The 17,724-nt window shown below is 72.5% G+C and carries 16 protein-coding genes and 1 pseudogene; 7 read left to right on the plus strand and 10 right to left on the minus strand.

The features are described 5' to 3' along the window. The first annotated feature begins 23 nt into the window (after window positions 1-23). On the plus strand, window positions 24-452 hold the full coding sequence (locus ACFCZ1_RS12650; protein WP_376678384.1) for a Fur family transcriptional regulator: 429 nt from the start codon (window positions 24-26) through the stop codon (window positions 450-452). Between the two features lie 63 nt (window positions 453-515). Here ACFCZ1_RS12650 and ACFCZ1_RS12655 read toward each other — a convergent pair whose 3' ends face one another. The 5 genes from ACFCZ1_RS12655 to ACFCZ1_RS12675 all read right to left on the minus strand — a co-directional run bounded on the left by ACFCZ1_RS12655 (window position 516) and on the right by ACFCZ1_RS12675 (window position 5,685). After that, window positions 516-1,046, minus strand: a complete 531-nt coding sequence (locus tag ACFCZ1_RS12655) for a hypothetical protein (RefSeq protein ID WP_376678385.1) — start codon at window positions 1,044-1,046, stop codon at window positions 516-518. A gap of 34 nt (window positions 1,047-1,080) precedes the next feature. After that, window positions 1,081-1,902: an isoprenyl transferase gene (locus tag ACFCZ1_RS12660; RefSeq protein ID WP_376678386.1), complete on the minus strand. Its 822-nt coding sequence runs from the start codon at window positions 1,900-1,902 to the stop codon at window positions 1,081-1,083. An 11-nt stretch (window positions 1,903-1,913) separates the two neighbouring features. Continuing rightward, on the minus strand, window positions 1,914-2,660 hold the full coding sequence (gene recO, locus ACFCZ1_RS12665; protein WP_030757462.1) for a DNA repair protein RecO: 747 nt from the start codon (window positions 2,658-2,660) through the stop codon (window positions 1,914-1,916). Window positions 2,661-2,814: 154 nt separating this feature from the next. Further along, window positions 2,815-4,368 (minus strand): nucleobase:cation symporter-2 family protein, encoded by a 1,554-nt coding sequence (locus tag ACFCZ1_RS12670; RefSeq protein WP_376678387.1) that lies wholly within the window; start codon window positions 4,366-4,368, stop codon window positions 2,815-2,817. Window positions 4,369-4,989: 621 nt separating this feature from the next. Continuing rightward, a complete protein-coding gene (locus tag ACFCZ1_RS12675) occupies window positions 4,990-5,685 on the minus strand; it encodes a TerB family tellurite resistance protein (protein WP_376678388.1) in 696 nt (231 codons plus the stop codon). A gap of 186 nt (window positions 5,686-5,871) precedes the next feature. Here ACFCZ1_RS12675 and ACFCZ1_RS12680 point away from each other — a divergent pair, with 186 nt between their 5' ends. Beyond that, on the plus strand, window positions 5,872-6,630 hold the full coding sequence (locus tag ACFCZ1_RS12680; protein WP_376678389.1) for an SDR family NAD(P)-dependent oxidoreductase: 759 nt from the start codon (window positions 5,872-5,874) through the stop codon (window positions 6,628-6,630). A gap of 64 nt (window positions 6,631-6,694) precedes the next feature. Here ACFCZ1_RS12680 and leuA read toward each other — a convergent pair whose 3' ends face one another. Next, window positions 6,695-8,467 (minus strand): 2-isopropylmalate synthase, encoded by a 1,773-nt coding sequence (gene leuA, locus ACFCZ1_RS12685; protein WP_376678390.1) that lies wholly within the window; start codon window positions 8,465-8,467, stop codon window positions 6,695-6,697. Window positions 8,468-8,832: 365 nt separating this feature from the next. Between leuA and ACFCZ1_RS12690 the strand changes: the two genes are divergently transcribed. The 4 genes from ACFCZ1_RS12690 to ACFCZ1_RS12705 all read left to right on the plus strand — a co-directional run bounded on the left by ACFCZ1_RS12690 (window position 8,833) and on the right by ACFCZ1_RS12705 (window position 11,783). Continuing rightward, the gene (locus ACFCZ1_RS12690) at window positions 8,833-9,909 is read left to right on the plus strand and encodes a M4 family metallopeptidase (protein WP_376678391.1); all 1,077 of its coding nucleotides are present in this window, start codon (window positions 8,833-8,835) and stop codon (window positions 9,907-9,909) included. A 10-nt stretch (window positions 9,910-9,919) separates the two neighbouring features. Next, a complete protein-coding gene (locus ACFCZ1_RS12695) occupies window positions 9,920-10,189 on the plus strand; it encodes a protealysin inhibitor emfourin (RefSeq protein ID WP_376678392.1) in 270 nt (89 codons plus the stop codon). Window positions 10,190-10,216: 27 nt separating this feature from the next. Then, window positions 10,217-11,035: a GNAT family N-acetyltransferase gene (locus ACFCZ1_RS12700; protein ID WP_376678393.1), complete on the plus strand. Its 819-nt coding sequence runs from the start codon at window positions 10,217-10,219 to the stop codon at window positions 11,033-11,035. Between the two features lie 103 nt (window positions 11,036-11,138). Further along, the gene (locus ACFCZ1_RS12705; protein WP_376678394.1) at window positions 11,139-11,783 is read left to right on the plus strand and encodes a class I SAM-dependent methyltransferase; all 645 of its coding nucleotides are present in this window, start codon (window positions 11,139-11,141) and stop codon (window positions 11,781-11,783) included. A 115-nt stretch (window positions 11,784-11,898) separates the two neighbouring features. On the opposite strand, the gene era is transcribed toward ACFCZ1_RS12705, so the two are convergent. The 4 genes and pseudogenes from era to ACFCZ1_RS12725 form a co-directional block, all read right to left on the minus strand. Beyond that, window positions 11,899-12,849, minus strand: a complete 951-nt coding sequence (gene era / locus ACFCZ1_RS12710) for a GTPase Era (protein ID WP_376678468.1) — start codon at window positions 12,847-12,849, stop codon at window positions 11,899-11,901. 501 nt (window positions 12,850-13,350) lie between these two features. Next, window positions 13,351-13,788, minus strand: a pseudogene (locus ACFCZ1_RS12715) (WxL protein peptidoglycan domain-containing protein); the annotation flags it as partial. Further along, window positions 13,785-15,113 (minus strand): beta-xylosidase, encoded by a 1,329-nt coding sequence (locus ACFCZ1_RS12720; protein ID WP_376678395.1) that lies wholly within the window; start codon window positions 15,111-15,113, stop codon window positions 13,785-13,787. The gene ACFCZ1_RS12720 and the pseudogene ACFCZ1_RS12715, both read right to left, overlap by 4 nt. A gap of 120 nt (window positions 15,114-15,233) precedes the next feature. After that, on the minus strand, window positions 15,234-16,280 hold the full coding sequence (locus ACFCZ1_RS12725; protein WP_376678396.1) for a GlxA family transcriptional regulator: 1,047 nt from the start codon (window positions 16,278-16,280) through the stop codon (window positions 15,234-15,236). A 71-nt stretch (window positions 16,281-16,351) separates the two neighbouring features. On the opposite strand from ACFCZ1_RS12725, the gene ACFCZ1_RS12730 reads away from it, so the two are divergent. Beyond that, on the plus strand, window positions 16,352-17,716 hold the full coding sequence (locus ACFCZ1_RS12730) for an MFS transporter (RefSeq protein WP_376678397.1): 1,365 nt from the start codon (window positions 16,352-16,354) through the stop codon (window positions 17,714-17,716). Window positions 17,717-17,724: the final 8 nt, after the last annotated feature.

Below are 17,724 nucleotides of genomic sequence, written 5' to 3' on the forward strand. Positions count from 1 at the left end.
CAGGCCGATACGAGGAGGAACCGGTGCCGACTGCGCCTGGCGAGACGAATACCGCGCCAGTACGAGGACGATCCACCCGGCAGCGGGCCGCCGTGGCGGCGGCGCTGGACGAGGTGGACGAGTTCCGCAGCGCCCAGGAGCTCCACGACATGCTCAAGCACCGTGGCGATTCCGTGGGCCTGACCACCGTCTACCGCACCCTCCAGTCGCTCGCGGACGCCGGCGAGGTCGACGTGCTGCGCACCAGCGACGGCGAGTCCGTCTACCGGCGCTGTTCCACCGGCGATCACCATCACCACCTGGTCTGCCGCAAGTGCGGCAAGGCGGTGGAGGTGGAGGGCCCGGCGGTGGAGAAGTGGGCGGAGTCCATCGCGGCCGAGCACGGCTACGTGAACGTGGCCCACACCGTGGAGATCTTCGGCACCTGCGCGGAGTGCGCGGCCGCCGCCTGAAGCCTGTCCCGTGATCCCCGTGGATCAGCGCACGGCGTCGGATGCGGGCCCGCACCCTTCCGCCTAGAGCCGCTTCAGGTTCCGGTCCAGCATCGCCCGCACCCGGTCGATGTCGGCCGGGTCCTGGGCGCCGCGCTTGGGCAGGACCGTGAGGGACACCGCCCCCCGGGCTTCCCCGAGGGTGACGAACGAGCCGGTCGTCTCCGTGTACGCCGGCTGCGCCGTCCAGCCCATGCGCGTCGAGGACGCCCGAGTGGTCACCTGGAGCCCGGAACCGTCGATGACGGTCCGGGTCTCCCCCGCCCTCTGCAGGAGCCCCGCGAAAGCGCGCGCCCTGAGGTGGTGGCCGAACAGGGAGACCGCCCACAGCAGCACTCCGAAGGCCACCAGGGCGAACGGCTCGCCGATGAAGGACGCCCTGCCCGCCGTCGCGGACACGCCGAGGACCAGCATCAGCGATCCGAGGCCGCGCAGCACCCACAGCCGACGGCGCCCCGAGGCGGTGAGCCGGTCACGCGCCCGCAGCGCCTCCGCCAGATCCGCCTTCGTCAGCCGGTAGACGAGCTCGACGGCCCGCATCTCGTTCATGTCCATGACAGCGGAGCCTAGTGACCGCGGCCGGACGGACTCAGCCGGTGGGAGGTTCCGGCTGGTTCGGGACGGCCCCGCCGAAGCGGCGGTCACGCTGGGCGTACTCCAGGCAGGCCGCCCAGAGGTTGCGCCGGTCGAAGTCCGGCCACAGCACGTCCTGGAAGACCATCTCGGCGTACGCGCTCTGCCAGAGCAGGTAGTTGGAGGTGCGCTGTTCGCCGCTCGGGCGCAGGAACAGGTCCACGTCCGGCATGTCCGGGTAGTACATGTACTTCGCGAAGGTCTTCTCGTTGACCTTCGACGGGTCCAGCCTGCCGGCCGCCACGTCGCGGGCGATGGCCTGCGCCGCGTCCGCGATCTCCGCGCGGCCGCCGTAGTTCACGCAGAAATACAGCGTCATCGCGTCGTTGTCGACGGTCTGCTCCTGCGCGACCTGGAGCTCCTGGACGACCGACTTCCACATCTTCGGCATGCGGCCGACCCAGCGGATGCGGATGCCCAGCTCGTTCATCTCGTCGCGGCGGCGCCGGATGACATCACGGTTGAAGTTCATCAGGAAGCGGACCTCGTCGGGCGAGCGCTTCCAGTTCTCCGTCGAGAAGGCGTACAGCGAGAGGTTCTTGACGCCCATCTCAATGCAGCCCTTGAGCACGTCGAGCACGACGCCTTCGCCGACCTTGTGGCCCTCGGTCCGCGGCAGGCCGCGCTCCTTCGCCCAGCGGCCGTTGCCGTCCATGACGACCGCGACGTGGTTCGGGACCAGCTCACCGGGGATCTTCGGCGGGCGCTCACCGGACGGGTGCGGCTCGGGAACCTTGTACTCGCGGCGAGAGCGTCCCAGAATCCCGCGTCGTGCCATGTGCCCAGCTCCTATTTCTCGACGTATCGCAGGGAGCGTAGCCCGCGCTCCAGATGCCAGTGCAAATAGGCCGAGACCAGCCCGCTGCCCTCCCGCACGTGACGCGCCTCGCAGGCGTCGGCATGCCCCCAGTCGCCCGTCAGCAGCGCGCTGAGGAGGGCGATGGCCTCCGACGAGGGTACGACGCTGCCGGGGACGCGGCAGTCCCCGCATATCACCCCGCCCGCGGCCACGGAGAAATGCCGGTTGGGACCGTGGATCCCGCACTTCGCGCAGTCCTCGAAGCTGGGCGCGTAGCCGTTGACGGCGAGGGAGCGCAGCAGGAAGGCGTCGAGGATGAGGTGCGGTTCGTGTTCGCCGCGCGAGAGCGTGCGCAGGGCGCCGACGAGCAGCAGGTACTGCTGTACGGCGGGCTCGCCCTCGTTCTCGGTGAAGCGCTCGGCGGTCTCCAGCATCGCGGTGCCGGCGGTGTAGCGGGCGTAGTCGGTGACGATGCCGTTGCCGTAGGGGGCGATGATCTCGGTCTGGGTGCAGAGCGGCAGGCTGCGGCCGATCAGCTCGCTGCCGCGGGCGAAGAACTGCACGTCGGCGTGGGAGAAAGGTTCCAGCCGGGCGCCGAACTTGGACTTCGTACGCCGCACTCCGCGGGCGACGGCCCGCACCCGGCCGTGGCCCCGGGTCAGCAGCGTGATGATGCGGTCCGCCTCACCCAGCTTCTGGGTGCGCAGCACGATGCCGTCGTCGCGGAACAGACTCATGCGCCCATTGTCGCCTGTGCGGGGGACCGTACGGGGACACCTCCGGACGGCGACGGCCCCCCGTCCGGACGGGGGGAGTCCGGACGGGGGGAGTCCGGACGGGGGGAGTCCGGACGGGGGACCATCGCTTCCCGGGAGGGTCAGGGGGTGCGGGTCAGGGGGCCGCCGTTCCCGTTCCCGCGTCGTCGGCCTTCTCGGCCCCGGCCGGGGCGGCGGAGGCCTGGGCGGGCACCGCAGCGGAGACGGGCTCGGCCCCGGCCGACGACTCCTCCGGCTCGGCCGGAGCCCCGGCGGCATCGGCGACCTCAGGGGCAGCCGGGACGACCGGGACAGCCGGGACTGCCACGGTCTCGGCCTTCGCCAGCCCGTTGAAGATCAGGTTGAGGACGATGGCGGCCGTGGCACCGAGGGTGACACCGCTGTTGAGCAGCGAGGACAGGTCCGCGTCCATGTGCTTGGTGAAGAAGACCGGCACGGTCGCGGGGAGCAGGGCGAAGGCGAGGGAGACGCCCACGATCAGCGCGTTCTTCTCCTCCTTGAGCTCCACCGTGCCCAGGGTCTGGATACCGGCCAGGGCGACCATGCCGAACATGACGGTCGCGGCGCCGCCGAGGACCCCGTGCGGGACGGCGGCGACGATCGCCGCGGCCTTGGGCAGCAGACCCAGGATGATCATGAAGAGGCCGGCGGCGACGACCACGAACCGGCTCTTGACCTTCGTCATCCGCACCAGGCCGACGTTCTCGGCGAAGGCCACGTACGGGAAGGAGTTCAGGACACCGCCGAGGGCGGTCGCCGCGCCGTCGGCACGCAGGGCGCGGGCCACGGTCTCGCTGTCGACCTCCTTGCCGACGATGTCGCCGACCGCGTACGTGTCACCCGTCGTCTCGACCATCGTGATCAGCATGACGATCAGCATGAGGACGATCGGGAACCACTCGAACTTCGGGAGACCGAAGTGGAAGGGGGTGGTGACCCCCATCCAGGCCGAGTTGCCGACGTCGCCGAACTTCGCGTCGCCGAGGAGGTACGCCACCGCGGTGCCGCCGACCAGTCCGAGCAGGATGGAGATGCTGGAGAGGAACGGCTTGCCGATCTTCATCAGGACGAGGATGAAGAGCATCGTGCCGCCGGCGTACGCGAAGTTCTTCGGGTCGCCGAAGTCCGGGCTGCCGAGGCCGCCGGCCGCGTCGTTGAGGCCGACGGGGATCAGGACGATGCCCAGCACGGTGATCACGGTGCCCGTGACGACCGGCGGGAAGAGCCGCATGACCGTCCGGAACGCCTTGGCGGGCAGCCAGGCGAAGGCGAAGGTCGCGAGGCCGGCGGTGATGACCGCGCCGTAGATGACCAGCAGCGCGGCGGTCCCGCCACCCGCGCCGAGGCCGATGGCGATCATCGGGGAGACGGCCGTGAAGGTCACGCCCTGGATGAGCGGCAGCCGCGCGCCGATCCGGCCGATGCCCCAGGCCTGGATGATGGAGGCGATGCCGCAGGTGAACAGGTCCGCATTGATCAGGTAGACCAGCTGCTCAGGGCTCAGCTTCAGCGCGTTGCCCACGATGATCGGAACGATCACCGCACCGGCGTAGAAGGCGAGTACGTGCTGGAAGCCGTACAGCGCGAGCTTGGGGAGGGGGAGCACCTCGTCGACCGGGTGCGTGCTCTGCTCTCCGTCGACGGAAAGCCGGGCGGCGACACGTGCCATCTCTGCCTTGCCCTTCAAAGAGGTGAGGTAAGTGAGAGGAGATCTGGTTGTCCCTGACCGGAGTGGGTCGCTAACCCGTTGGTCCGCCAGGGTTGTCAGTACGTTCACGTGAATCGAAGCCCCGCTGTGTTACAGGCGTCGCCTCGTCGTGTGACCGGAATTGAACGCCTGTGGGAGGCCTCACAGATATCGTCGACGTCTACAAATTGTTGACGCTCAGCGATCTTCGATCTGTCGGTTTCTCCAGTGGTGGAGACCCCGGCGCTGGAGTATGCGGGACGGCGCCCGAGAGCCCGCCCGACCCCGCCCGACCCCCGCGCATGTGCGAAGCGCCGCGCCAACTCCCCACGACACGGCCCGTCGTGCGCTTCGGGCCCGCAAACTCGCGGCCTCCGCTCCGGCCGTCCGAGGGGTGGGACGCGCCGGGTCCCCGGCGAGCGTCATCCGGCCCGCACGCGGCTCGCCCGCGGCCCGCAGGGTGCGGATCCGGTCGCGCGAGGCCGGATCGTTACGTCCGCCGGGGCCGCTTCGGACGCTTCCGTCGAGCCCTCCCGTACACAACAGGGCCCGGCGGAAGCCCGCCGGGCCCTGGGGAGCGGCTCCCCGGTCGTGCGCACGCGCTCAGGGCGCCCGTACCGCCGACAGCAGCCGGACCACCTCGTCCGTGTCGATGCGCAGCGCCGCGCCGACGGTGGAGAGCACCTCGCGCTCCGCCGGGGTGTACGGGCCGTCCGCCAGCGCGATGCGGGCACCCTGCAGCAGGATCGACTCGCGGCCCGGGCCCGCCAGGTGCGGGGCCAGCGGCTCCAGGGCCTCGTGGAGCTCTATCGACAGCGCGGCCCCGCAGCATTCCGGGACGTCGTACAGCCCGAGCCGCCCCTCGTCGGTGGACAGCGCCTCCACGAGGGACTCCAGCTGCTCCTCCGCGCATTCCTGGAAGCCCGCGGCCCGTACGGCGCTCACCGCCGTCTCCAGCGCGCTGCGCGAGGCCGTCCCGCCCGCGGCGAGCACGGCCAGCGCCACGGTGTGCACCGCGTCGCGCAGCATCGCGGTGAAGCGGGTGGTGGTCAGGTGGTCCAGGACGTCGGTGTCGAAGCGCTCGCGGCAGCCCTGGCACTCGACGACGGGGCCGGCGCTGCCGCGCGGCAGCAGCGGCACCCCGACGACGGTGAACCGGCGGCGCCCGGTACGCCTGCGGTAGTTGCGGTCTCCACCACAGGCGGGGCAGAAGAAATCCCCGTCGCCCACGGTGCTCCAGGTGGTACGGATGCCCCAGACCGTAAGCTTCCGGCCGTACCCACCCCGAACTGGCAGCACGTCGCACCTCCGTAACTCCCCCGTGGTCCCTCGGACACGGGCGGGGCCCCCACCGGCAGCGTCGCCGGGTTGGCGTGATGTTAGCCACATCGGTGAGGATGCGTCAGTCGTGTGACGAGACAACATGTCGCCGGACACGGCTTTGGCCGATCTGCGCCCCCGCGAGCGCCCCCTAGGGTCTGCGGCATGAACGAGAAGTCCTGCCTGGTGACGGGTGCCGCGAGCGGGATCGGCCGGGCCACCGCCCTGCTGCTGGCCCGCTCGGGTGCCCTGGTGACCGCGGCCGACGTCAACGGCCCCGGTGTCGAGGCCCTGTGTGCCGAATTGGCCGACGAGGGGCGCGCCGTCACCGCGGTCGCCGGTGACGTCGCGGATCCGGAGGCCAACCGCGCGATGGTCGCCGCCGCGGTCGGGGCCTACGGGCGCCTCGACGTCGCCGTGGCGAACGCCGGGGTGCTCCCCCTTTCGGATGTACGGGAGACCAGCCCTGACGACTGGGACCACGTCATGGCCGTCGACGGCCGGGGGATGTTCCTGACCTGCAAGTACGCCATCGAGGCGATGATCGCGCAGCCGCGGCCCGGCGGGGCGCTGGTCTGCGTGTCCTCGATCTCGGGGGTCGCCGGGCAGGCGCGGCAGGCGGCGTACGGGCCGGCGAAGTTCGTGGCGTCGGGGCTGACCAAGCACCTCGCGGTGGAGTGGGCGGCGCACGGGATCCGGGTCAACGCGGTGGCACCGGGGACCATCCGTACGGAGCGGGTGCTGTCGCTGCGGGACGAGCCGGGCGGGCCGGAGTACCTGGAGGAGATGACCGGGGCCCACCCGATGGGCCGGCTCGGCGAGCCGGAGGAGGTGGCCCGGGTGATCGCCTTCCTGGCCTCCGACGCGGCCTCGTTCGTGACGGGCGTGGTCCTGCCGGTGGACGGCGGCTACCTGGCCAGGTGACACCCCGGGACACGGCGGAACCCCGCCCCTCCGGACGGAGGGACGGGGTTCACGTACGGGCGGGTCAGCGGCCCGCGCGGTTGACGGCGGAGATGACGGCCTTCAGCGAGGCGCGGGTGGTGTTGGCGTCGATGCCGATGCCCCACAGGACGCGGCCGTCGATCGCGCACTCGATGTACGAGGCGGCCACGGCGGAGGCGCCCTCGCTCATGGTGTGCTCGGTGTAGTCCAGCAGGCGGGCGTCGACGCCGATGCCGGCCAGCGCGTCGAAGAACGCCGAGATCGGGCCGTTGCCGGTGCCCTTCAGGACCGTCTCGACGCCGTCCACGACCGCCTCGACGGTCAGCGTGTCCGTGCCGTCCTTGTCGGTGGCGGTCGAGCCGGAGCGCAGCTGGATGCGGCCCCACTGGGCCGCGGCGTTCCCGGGGTTGGGCAGGTACTCGTCGGAGAAGGCGTCCCAGATCGCCTTGGGCGTGACCTCGCCGCCCTCGGCGTCGGTCTTGGCCTGGATGATCCGGGAGAACTCGATCTGCATGCGGCGCGGCAGGTCCAGCTTGTGGTCGTTCTTCAGGACGTACGCGATGCCGCCCTTGCCGGACTGCGAGTTGACCCGGATGACGGCCTCGTAGGAGCGGCCGACGTCCTTCGGGTCGATGGGCAGGTACGGGACCGCCCACTCGATGTCGTCGACCGTCTTGCCCCGGGCGGCCGCGTCGGCCTCCATGGCGTCGAAGCCCTTCTTGATGGCGTCCTGGTGGGAGCCGGAGAAGGCGGTGTAGACCAGGTCGCCCGCGTAGGGGTGGCGCGGGTGGACCTCCATCTGGTTGCAGTACTCGCTGGTGCGGCGGATCTCGTCGATCTGCGAGAAGTCGATCTGCGGGTCGATGCCCTGGGAGAACAGGTTCATGCCCAGGGTGATCAGGTCGACGTTGCCGGTGCGCTCGCCCTGGCCGAACAGGCAGCCCTCGACGCGGTCGGCGCCGGCCATCAGGGCCAGCTCGGCGGCGGCGACGGCGGTGCCGCGGTCGTTGTGCGGGTGCACGGAGATGCAGATGTGCTCGCGGCGGGTCAGGTTGCGGGCCATCCACTCGAAGCGGTCCGCGTGGGTGGAGGGCGTCGAGCGCTCCACGGTGGCGGGCAGGTTCAGGATGATCTCGCGGCCCTCGGCCGGCTGCCAGACGTCACAGACGGCCTCGCAGACCTCCAGGGCGAAGTCCAGCTCGGTGTCGGTGAAGATCTCCGGGCTGTACTGGTAGCCGAAGACGGTCTCGGGGCCCAGCAGCTTCTCGGCGTACTCCATGACCAGGCGGGTGCCGTCGACGGCGATCTGCTTGATCTGCTCCTTGGAGCCGCGGAAGACGACCCGGCGGAAGGTCGGGGCGGTCGCGTTGTACAGGTGCACGGTGGCGCGCTTGGCGCCGACCAGGGACTCCACGGTCCGCTCGATCAGGTCCTCGCGGGCCTGGGTCAGTACGGAGATGGTGACGTCGTCCGGGATCGCGCCCTCTTCGATGATGGAGCGGACGAAGGCGAAGTCGGTCTCGCCGGAGGACGGGAAGCCGACCTCGATCTCCTTGTAGCCCATGCGCACCAGCAGGTCGAACATCTCGCGCTTGCGGGCGGGGGTCATCGGGTCGATCAGCGACTGGTTGCCGTCACGCAGGTCGGTGGACAGCCAGCGGGGAGCCTTGGTGACGCGGGCGTCCGGCCAGGTGCGGTCGGGGATGTCCACCTGCTCGTACCGGCCGTACTTGTGGATGGGCATCCCGGAGGGCTTCTGGGCGTGGGTCGCGTTGGTGATGGGCGTGGGGCGACCGACAAAAGTGTGCTGACTCATGGCGCTGGGCTCCTCGCGTGTCCGCGTGTAGTTCGCTGGGACGGCCGACAACGGTCGCAAAACCGCAACACCGGACTCCGCGGGGAGGGGGTCGGCCTACGACTACAGACCCTCGCCGCGGCAGCTAAGGAGAAGCAGCCCGAAACGCATGATGGGCCGAGCCTAGCCGAGCCGCGCCGTAACGCGAGGACCTGTTTCAGTATGCAAGACCCGCGTGCCCGATTTATACCAAATGTGAGCTAAGCCTCTTTCAATCCCCTCCAGCCGGGCCGATCCGTCAACCGCGCGCCACGACATTCAGACAAGTGAATGAATCATGGTCGCAGGTAGTGACACGACGATGACCCACTGCCACATTGCCGGGCATGGATGCCTCCCACACTCACCACCGCCACCCCGTCTTCTGCACCGTCGTGCCGCCCCACCTGCTCGACAAGGCCGCCCGCTCCGCCGACGCGCGGCGCGCCGACCTCGCGCAGCGCACGCTGGAACGCGACTCCATGCTGCGCACCCGGCGCCGGGTCACCTCCGTCCGGGGCATCGTGCCCGCGCTCGGGGCGCCCGCCTCCGACGAACCGGACCGGACCGTTTACGACGCCCAGCACCGCACCCGGCTGCCCGGGAAGAAGGTGCGCGCGGAGGGCGGCCCGGCGGGCACGGACGCCTCCGTCAACCGCGCGTACGCGGGGCTCGGGGCCACCTTCGAACTGTTCCTGCAGGGCTTCGGGCGGCATTCGATCGACGACGCCGGGCTGCCGCTGGACGCGACCGTCCACTACGACGAGGACTACAACAACGCCTTCTGGGACGGGCAGCAGATGGTCTTCGGCGACGGGGACGGGGACCTCTTCCTCGACTTCACGGTGTCGGTGGACGTGATCGGGCACGAGCTGACCCACGGGGTCACGCAGTACTCGGCGAATCTGGACTACCACCAGCAGTCGGGCGCCCTGAACGAGTCGATGTCGGACGTCTTCGGCTCACTGATCAAGCAGCACTCGCTGGAGCAGACGGCCGACCAGGCCGACTGGCTGATCGGGGCCGGTCTGCTGGGACCGAACGTCACCGGGGTCGCGCTGCGGTCGATGAAGGCACCGGGCACGGCGTACGACGACGACGAGCTCGGCAAGGACCCGCAGCCGGCGACCATGGACGGCTACGTGACCACCTCGCGGGACAACGGCGGTGTGCACATCAACTCCGGCATCCCCAACCACGCCTTCTACATCGTGGCGACCGAGCTGGGCGGCAAGGCCTGGGAGCGGGCCGGCCAGATCTGGTACGACACCCTCACGGGCGGGCAGCTGGCCTCGGACGCGGACTTCGCGGACTTCGCCCGGCTGTCGACCGCCGCGGCCGTCGCCCGGTACGGGGACGGGGGCGCGGAGCACCAGGCGCTCCAGAAGGCGTGGTCGGTCGTGGGCGTCCCACTGGCGGGGTAGAAGGACACGCATGCGGATTCAGGTGGTACGGACGGGCGGTTTCGCGGGCATCGAGCGCCGGGTCGAGGTGGACACCTCGGGCCTGGAGGACGAGGCCGAGTGGCGGGCGCTGGCCCAGCTCGCGCTGCGGCCGGGACCGCCCGGGCGTCCGGCGGACCGGATCCGGGACGGGTTCTCGTACCGGATCACGGTGGACGGGCGGACGGTGTCCTGCCAGGAGCCGAACCTGTCGGACGCGCAACGGGCCCTGATCACGCGCGTCCTGAAAGAAGGTGCCTGAGACCTGCCGCTTTGCTTGGATGGCCGGATGACCGACCACATGATCGATTCATTGCTGTCCGAGCTCGAGCAGTACTACGACACGGTGCCCCGGGTGGGCGGGGCGCGGGCCGAGGACTTCGGACCGCTGACCCTGTTCGTACAGGAAGGCGACGGCTGGCAGTACTACGCCCGGCCCGCGCTCGGCGGCCCCGGCGCGACCACCGCGGACGTGGAGCGGGTACTGGCCCGGCAACGGGAGCTGAAGGTGCCCGAGGCCTTCGAGTGGGTGGCTGAAACCAGCCCCTCCCTCCGGGCCGCGGTGGAGGCGGCCGGGCTGCACGTCCATGCGCATCCGCTCATGGTGCTCGACCCCTCCGCCGTACCGGTCCCCGCGCATCCGGAGGTCCGTCTCCTCGGGGCCGACGACCCGCTGCTGACGGCGGCGGTGACGGTCCCGGCCCTGGCCTTCGCCGCCCCGGGCACGGCGATAGGCGAGGCGGGCCCCGCGGAGCTGGCGGAGGCGATGGCCGTTCCCGACGCGGAAGCGCGCCGGGCGCGGGTGTCGGGGATGCTCGCGTCGGGCCGTACCGGCATGGCGGCGGCCGTGCGGGACGGCGTGACCCTGTGCTCCGGCCAGTACAACCCGGTCGGGGACGTCGCCGAGGTGGTGGGCGTCGGCACCCTCCCGTCGGCCCGGCGGCAGGGCCTGGCCCTCGGCGTCACGGCGGCCCTGGTCGCTCAGGCACGGGAGCGGGGCGCCCGTACGGTCTTCCTCTCCGCCGGCGACGAGGACGTGGCCCGGGTCTACGGCCGCATCGGGTTCCGCCGCGTGGCGACGGCCCTGATCGCGGAGCCCCCGGCATAGGCGACCTGGCGGGTTTTGCCGGAACGGCAACGGTATTTGCCCGCGCGGGCGGTACCGGCGCAGCATCGGCCGTACCGGCAGACCCGTACAGGAAGAGGCCCCCATGTCCCACCACCAGCACCAGGATCACGCCGCGGGCGCGGAGTTCTGGGACGCCCGTTACAGCGAGAGCGACCGCATCTGGAGCGGCCGGCCCAATGCCGTCCTGGTCCGCGAGGTCGCGGACCTCACCCCCGGCCGCGCTCTGGACCTCGGCTGCGGGGAGGGTGCCGACGCGGTGTGGCTGGCCCGGCAGGGCTGGCACGTCACCGGGACCGACATCTCCGGGGTTGCCCTGGAGCGGGCGGCCCGGCACGCCGGCGAGGCGGAGCTCACCGGCCGCGTCGAGTGGCAGCGGCACGACCTCGCCGAGTCCTTCCCCGCCGGGGAGTTCGACCTGGTCTCCGCGTGTTTCCTGCACTCGTACGGGGACTTCCCCCGTGAGCGGATCCTGCGGAGGGCCGCCGCGGCCGTGGCCCCCGGCGGGGTCCTGCTGATCGCCGGCCACGCGGGCGGGCCCTCGTGGGACCCGGACAAGCTCGCGGAGATCCACTTCCCGACCCCGGACGAGGTCCTGGCACAGCTGGAACTTCCCGACGGCGACTGGGAGGTCCTGCTCGCGGCGGAACACGAGCAGGCCATGACCGCACCCGACGGCCGCCCCGGAACCCGCCCGGACAACGCGCTGAAGGTGCGGCGGCTGCGCTAGTGCTCGCCGGTGCTGTGACCCGGGGGACCTTGCCGGTCACAGCACCGGGACGCGTTTCGACAGTCCCGCTCGGCCCCCGGGTGCCGGGGGAACGCCGCGGGCCCCGCCCTGCGGATCAGAACCCGAGCTTGCGCAGCTGCTTGGGGTCCCGCTGCCAGTCCTTGGCGACCTTCACGTGGAGGTCGAGGAAGACCGGGGTCCCGAGCAGCGCCTCGATGTGCTTGCGCGACTTCATCCCGACCTCCTTCAGGCGGGCGCCCTTCGGGCCGATGATGATGCCCTTCTGGCTGGGCCGCTCGATGTACACGTTGGCGTGGATGTCGAGCAGCGGCCGGTCGGCCGGGCGGTTCTCGCGCGGGATCATCTCCTCGACGACCACGGCGATGGAGTGCGGCAGCTCGTCCCGTACGCCTTCCAGCGCGGCCTCGCGGATCAGCTCCGCGACCATGACCATCTCGGGCTCGTCGGTGAGGTCGCCCTCCGGGTACAGCGGCGGGCTCTCGGGCAGCAGCGGCGCGATCAGGTCGGCCAGCAGCTGGACCTGGCTGTCGCCGACGGCCGAGACGGGGACGATCTCGGCCCACTCGAAGCCGAGCTCCTCGGCGAGCTGGTTGATGGCGAGGAGCTGCTCGGCCAGCTGCTTGGACTCGACCAGGTCGGTCTTGGTCACGATGGCGATCTTGGGGGTCTTCTTGATCCCCGCGAGTTCCTTCGCGATGAACTTGTCGCCGGGGCCGAGCTTCTGGTCGGCCGGCAGGCAGAAGCCGATGACGTCGACCTCGGCCCACGTGGACCGTACGACGTCGTTGAGGCGCTCGCCGAGCAGGGTGCGCGGCTTGTGCAGGCCGGGCGTGTCGACCAGGACGAGCTGGGCGTCGGGGCGGTGCACGATGCCGCGGACGGTGTGGCGGGTGGTCTGCGGCCGGTTGGAGGTGATCGCGACCTTGGTGCCCACGAGTGCGTTGGTGAGGGTCGACTTCCCCGCGTTGGGGCGGCCGACGAAACAGGCGAAGCCCGCACGGTGCGGGGCGGTGGACTCGGGGGAACGATCGCTCATACGGGCCATTCTCCCCGATGCCGCTCCCAGCGCCGACCAGCCCGCCGCCGCGAGGACGCCGACGGCCGCGAGGAAGGTGCCGAGGGCGGGGTGGGCGGCGTAGGCGGCACGGCCCTGAGCTGCGGTTCCGTCGGCCGTGGCCCGTACCGTCACGTCGGCCCATTCGGTGGCGGGCGGACCGTCCCAGGGGACGCTGAGCCGCACGTCCTGACCGGGCAGCAGCTCGGCGGGCAGTCCGCTGAGGCCGCGGTCGAGCAGGGGCCGGCCGAGGGCCCCGGAGACGGTCAGGACCGCCCGGGGGCGCAGTGTGACGTTGCCGAGGTTGTGGAGCGTGTACGAGACCTCCGCGCCGTCGCCGCGGCGCCGGACGGAGACGTCCCGGACGGCGAGGGCCGGGGCGGTGGGGCCGGTCACCCGCAGGTACAGACGGGCGGCGACGGCCTGCTGCACACCGATCCCCCGGGCCGTGGTGCCGGCGGGCCGGTCCTCCAGGGCCACGAGGGCCCCGGGGTGGTCGCCCGGTTCGGCCCGGTCGGGGACGGTGAGGGTGAAGGCGACGCTGACGGACGCCCCGGCCGGTACGGTGACCCGCTCCCGGTCGAGCCTGACCCAGGCGGCCGTGGCCAGGCGCGGCTCGTCGGGGCCGCGGATGGCGAAGCCGCCGTCCCGGGCGGTGTTGTAGGCGTCGGCGGCATAGAGCCGGAAGGTGCGGGGCCGGTCGGTGCGGTTGGTGACGGTCACGGTGTCGGCGGCGGACCGGCCGGGCGCGGCGGCGAGGTAGAAGTAGGGCCGCTGGCCGAGGGCGTTGGCGGCGGGCAGCACGGACCACTGGCCGTTGTCGGCGCCCGCTGCCGCCCCGGCGGGCCCGAGGAGCAGTACGGCGGCGAGCAGTGCGGTGAGCACGGCGGCGAGGGGCACGGCCCCGCGCGGCGGCACGCCCGGCGTCATGACAGGGTCAGCGTCAGGACCGCCGTGTACGCGCCCGGCGGGGTGTACGGGGGCACCTGGAGGGTGACCGCGGCGTCGACGGTGAAGGTGCCGCCGGCCAGGGGGCCGTCGGGGGTGGAGGCCAGGACCGCGCCGTCCGGCCCGACCGTGCCCGCGCTGCCCGCCCTGCATCGGCTGGGGCTGCCCTCCGCGGCGGCGCACGTCGGGGTCCAGGAGAGGGAGCCGCCCGGGATGCGCAGACCGCCCGGTCCGGTGAAGTCGGTGACCTTGCCGATCAGGGACCAGCCGGCCGGACCGCCGCGGGCGTCCTTGACCGTGACGGTGCCGATCCGGCCGGGGGCGCCGCCGCCGTCGCCGTAGGGCACCGCGCCCAGGGTGATGGCCTCGCCCGCCTGGGTCATGCCGAGGGCGCCGGGCTCGACGGTGGCGGTGATCTTCTGGGTGCCGGACGGCGGCGGGGCGACCCCGATGACGGTGAACGCGGCCGGTCCCGAACCCAGGCCCGCGGACCAGGCCGCGCCCTCGTAGGCGACGACCGCGGTGGTGGCCTCGTCGGTGAGCGGCAGCTCGGCCAGGGCCACCCCGAGCCCGTCGGCGGTGGCGGCGGCCCGGTCGGCGGTCTCGGCGGCGCCCGCCCGCCCGGCCACCGTCACGGTGGCGCCCGGGGTGAAGCCGGCCGCGGTGACCTTGAGCCTGGTTCCCGGAGCGCCTGCGGGCGACGCCGGGAAGACGCTGCGCAGGTTCGCCGTGGGCAGCGGGGTCGCGGTGAGGCGTACGGAGACGGGGGCCGCGGCGGCCGTGCACACGGTGTCGAGGGCCACCGGGCTGCTGGTGTGCAGGGTGTAGCTCCCGGGGGCCAGGGTGATCTCGCCGGGCGCGGTGACGGTGAAGGTGCCGGTCATGGTGAGGGCGGGCGGGGCGGCGCCGGGCCCGGAGGGGCCGTCGGGCCCCTCGCGCAGGCCCCGCCGGTCGCCGACCACGGTGACCTCGCCGCTCTGGGCGCCCGCCAGCAGGATCCGGCCGGTCGGGGCCGGCGCGTCGGCGGGGAGTCCGGCGCCCTCCGGTCCCCGGTCCGGGTCCGGGGCCGCCACGGCGGGGGTGCTGATCACCTGGTAGGTCACGGTGACGGTGTCGCCGACCTGTGGAGCCGGGTCGTCGACGGTGATCCGGGCGGTGGTCGGCCCGTCGGCGGGCGGGAGTCCGGCCTCCTGGGGCGGCAGGCAGTGGGTCGGGAAGTCCACGAGGCCCGGGACCCCGCGCGGGGGCGTTTCGTCGACGGCGGCGGCGGGTGCGCTCAGCGCTCCCCCGGCCGCTGCCGCGAGCACGGCCGTGCCGAAGGCTGCCGACCATCTCCTGCTCCTGCTGCGCGCGCCTGTTCGCACTGCCCGCCCCCTGGGTTCCGTCACCCCGACAGGGGGCCATTCACGAGCGGGCGGCAGGAGAAGTCAATGCACGGACGGGTCACCAACTGATGGCCCATCAGAAGCTGGCGGCGTGCCGGGGCCGGCGGTGTCGGCGGCGGCGCGGAAGGTGCGCCGGTAGGCCGTCGGGCTCACCCCCAGCGCTGCCTGCACGTGCTTGCGCAGCGACTGCGCCGTTCCGAAGCCCGCCTCCCGCGCCACCCGCTCCACCGGCAGCTCCGTCTCCTCCAGCAGCCGCCGGGCCCGCTCCACCCGCTGCCCCACGATCCACTGGCCCGGGCTGAGGCCCGACTCCTCCCGGAAGCGGCGCGTGAAGGTGCGCACCGACATGGCCTCCTTCCGGGCCAGGTCGGTGAGGCGCAGCGGTTCGTGCAGCCGGTCCATCACCCACGCGCGGGCCGCCGTGGTGCTGGCCAGCTGCGGCTGCGGCACCGGACGCTCGATGAACTGCGCCTGCCCGCCGTCCCGGTGGGGCGGTACGACGGTGCGCCGGGCCACGTCGTTCGCGACGGCCGCGCCGTGGTCGCGGCGCACGATGTACAGGCACAGGTCGATCCCGGCGGCGACGCCTGCGGAGGTCAGCACGTCCCCGTCGTCGGTGTAGAGCACGTCCGGGTCGACCCGGACGGCCGGGAACAGCCGCTGGAAGTGGTCGGCGGAGGCCCAGTGAGTGGTGGCCCGGCGGCCGTCGAGGTAGCCCGCGGCGGCCAGGACGTAGCCCCCGGTGCAGATGGAGACGAGCCGTGTGCCGGGCCGGATGTGCCCGAGGGCCGAGGCGAGTTCCCCGGTCAGCCGGCCTTGCTCGTACACCGGACCCAGCGCGTAGGAGGCCGGCACCACCACGGTGTCGGCGGTGGCCAGCAGCTCCGGGCCGTGCTCGACCTGGATCGCGAAGTCGGCGTCCGTGCGCACCGGCCCGGGGGCGAGAGCGCAGGTCAGGATCTCGTAGAGCGGCCGCCCGGCCGGATCCTCGGCGCGCCCGAAGAGCCGGTGCGGGATGCCGAGCTCGAAGGGCAGCAGCCCGGCGAGGGCGAGGACGACGACGCGGTGGGTTTGGGCTCGTGGCTCCATGGCCCGATCGTATCGAAGCATGACAGTCAGGCCACTGTCGTCGGGGGCGCGGCAGGCCGGAAGCTGTCGGCGTGACGCAGACAGTCCCCACCTCCACGGCCTCCGCCTCGACGGCCCCCCGGCAGGCCCCCCGGCAGGGCCCGCGGCGGCCCGGACGCATCCACCGCGCCTGGTCCGTCGCCGCCGTCGCCTTCGTGACGATCATCGGCGCCGCCGGCTTCGCCTCCCTGCCCGGACTGCTCATCGAGCCGCTGCACGAGGAGTTCGACTGGTCGCGCGGCACGATCGGACTCGCCGTCTCCGTGAACCTCGCGCTGTACGGGCTCACCGCGCCGTTCGCGGCCGCCCTGATGGACCGCTTCGGCATCCGCAGGGTCGTCGCCTGCGCGCTGACGGTCATCGCGGGCGGCTCGGTCGCCACCGTGTGGATGACCGCCCCCTGGCAGCTGGTGCTGTTCTGGGGCGTGCTGGTGGGCCTGGGCAGCGGCTCGATGGCCCTGGCCTTCGCGGCGACGGTGACCAACCGGTGGTTCACGGCGCGGCGCGGCCTGGTCACCGGGATCCTGACGGCGGCCGGCGCCTCCGGTCAGCTGGTCTTCCTGCCGCTGCTGTCCTGGCTGGTGGAGCACCACGGCTGGCGCCCGGCGACGGTGACCGTCTCCCTCACCGCCCTGTGCGTGGTCCCGTTCGTGTGGCTGCTGCTGCGCGACCACCCGGCGGACGTGGACCTGGCCCCGTACGGCGGCACGTACGCGCAGAAGCCCGCCCCGGTGCCGGGTGCCGCGCGCCGGGCGGTCACCGTCCTGTTCAAGGCGGCCCGGACCGGCCCCTTCTGGCTGCTCGCGGGGACCTTCGCGATCTGCGGCGCCTCCACGAACGGCCTGGTCAGGACCCACTTCGTACCGGCGGCGCACGACCACGGCATGCCGGTGACGGCGGCGGCCGGTCTGCTGGCGGTGATCGGTGTGTTCGACGTGGTCGGCACGGTGGCGTCCGGCTGGTTCACGGACCGCTTCGAGGCGCGCCGGCTCCTGGCGGTCTACTACGCCCTGCGCGGGGTCTCGCTGCTCTTCCTGCCGATGCTGCTGGCCCCGTCGGTCCACCCGCCGATGGTCTTCTTCATCGTCTTCTACGGCCTGGACTGGGTGGCGACCGTCCCGCCGACCATCGCCCTGTGCCGCGAGCAGTACGGGGACGACAGCGCCATCGTCTTCGGCTGGGTGCTGGCCTCGCACCAGGTGGGGGCGGCGGTGGTCGCCTTCCTGGGCGGCATGGCGCGGGACGTCTTCGGCTCGTACGACGTCGTCTGGTACGCCTCGGGCGCGCTGTGCGCGATGGCCGCGCTGATGTCGATGGTGATCCGGCGCCGCCCCGCTCCGGCCGCCCCAGCCGCCCCAGCCGCCCCGGCCGCCCCGGCCGCCCCGGCCGGAGCGTAGGGCCGCCC

This window comes from Streptomyces sp. NPDC056224, from assembly GCF_042267665.1.
GTDB lineage: Bacteria > Actinomycetota > Actinomycetes > Streptomycetales > Streptomycetaceae > Streptomyces.

What these genes read in the sequence shown, in the direction of transcription:
- ACFCZ1_RS12690 (WP_376678391.1), top strand. Translation starts at nt 8,833, where the DNA reads ATGGATGCCTCCCACACTCACCACCGCCACCCCGTCTTCTGCACCGTC.
- ACFCZ1_RS12670 (WP_376678387.1), bottom strand. Translation starts at nt 4,368, where the DNA reads ATGGCACGTGTCGCCGCCCGGCTTTCCGTCGACGGAGAGCAGAGCACG.
- ACFCZ1_RS12680 (WP_376678389.1), top strand. Translation starts at nt 5,872, where the DNA reads ATGAACGAGAAGTCCTGCCTGGTGACGGGTGCCGCGAGCGGGATCGGC.
- ACFCZ1_RS12700 (WP_376678393.1), top strand. Translation starts at nt 10,217, where the DNA reads ATGACCGACCACATGATCGATTCATTGCTGTCCGAGCTCGAGCAGTAC.
- ACFCZ1_RS12725 (WP_376678396.1), bottom strand. Translation starts at nt 16,280, where the DNA reads ATGGAGCCACGAGCCCAAACCCACCGCGTCGTCGTCCTCGCCCTCGCC.
- ACFCZ1_RS12655 (WP_376678385.1), bottom strand. Translation starts at nt 1,046, where the DNA reads ATGGACATGAACGAGATGCGGGCCGTCGAGCTCGTCTACCGGCTGACG.
- ACFCZ1_RS12660 (WP_376678386.1), bottom strand. Translation starts at nt 1,902, where the DNA reads ATGGCACGACGCGGGATTCTGGGACGCTCTCGCCGCGAGTACAAGGTT.
- leuA (WP_376678390.1), bottom strand. Translation starts at nt 8,467, where the DNA reads ATGAGTCAGCACACTTTTGTCGGTCGCCCCACGCCCATCACCAACGCG.
- era (WP_376678468.1), bottom strand. Translation starts at nt 12,849, where the DNA reads ATGGCCCGTATGAGCGATCGTTCCCCCGAGTCCACCGCCCCGCACCGT.
- ACFCZ1_RS12705 (WP_376678394.1), top strand. Translation starts at nt 11,139, where the DNA reads ATGTCCCACCACCAGCACCAGGATCACGCCGCGGGCGCGGAGTTCTGG.
- ACFCZ1_RS12695 (WP_376678392.1), top strand. Translation starts at nt 9,920, where the DNA reads ATGCGGATTCAGGTGGTACGGACGGGCGGTTTCGCGGGCATCGAGCGC.
- recO (WP_030757462.1), bottom strand. Translation starts at nt 2,660, where the DNA reads ATGAGTCTGTTCCGCGACGACGGCATCGTGCTGCGCACCCAGAAGCTG.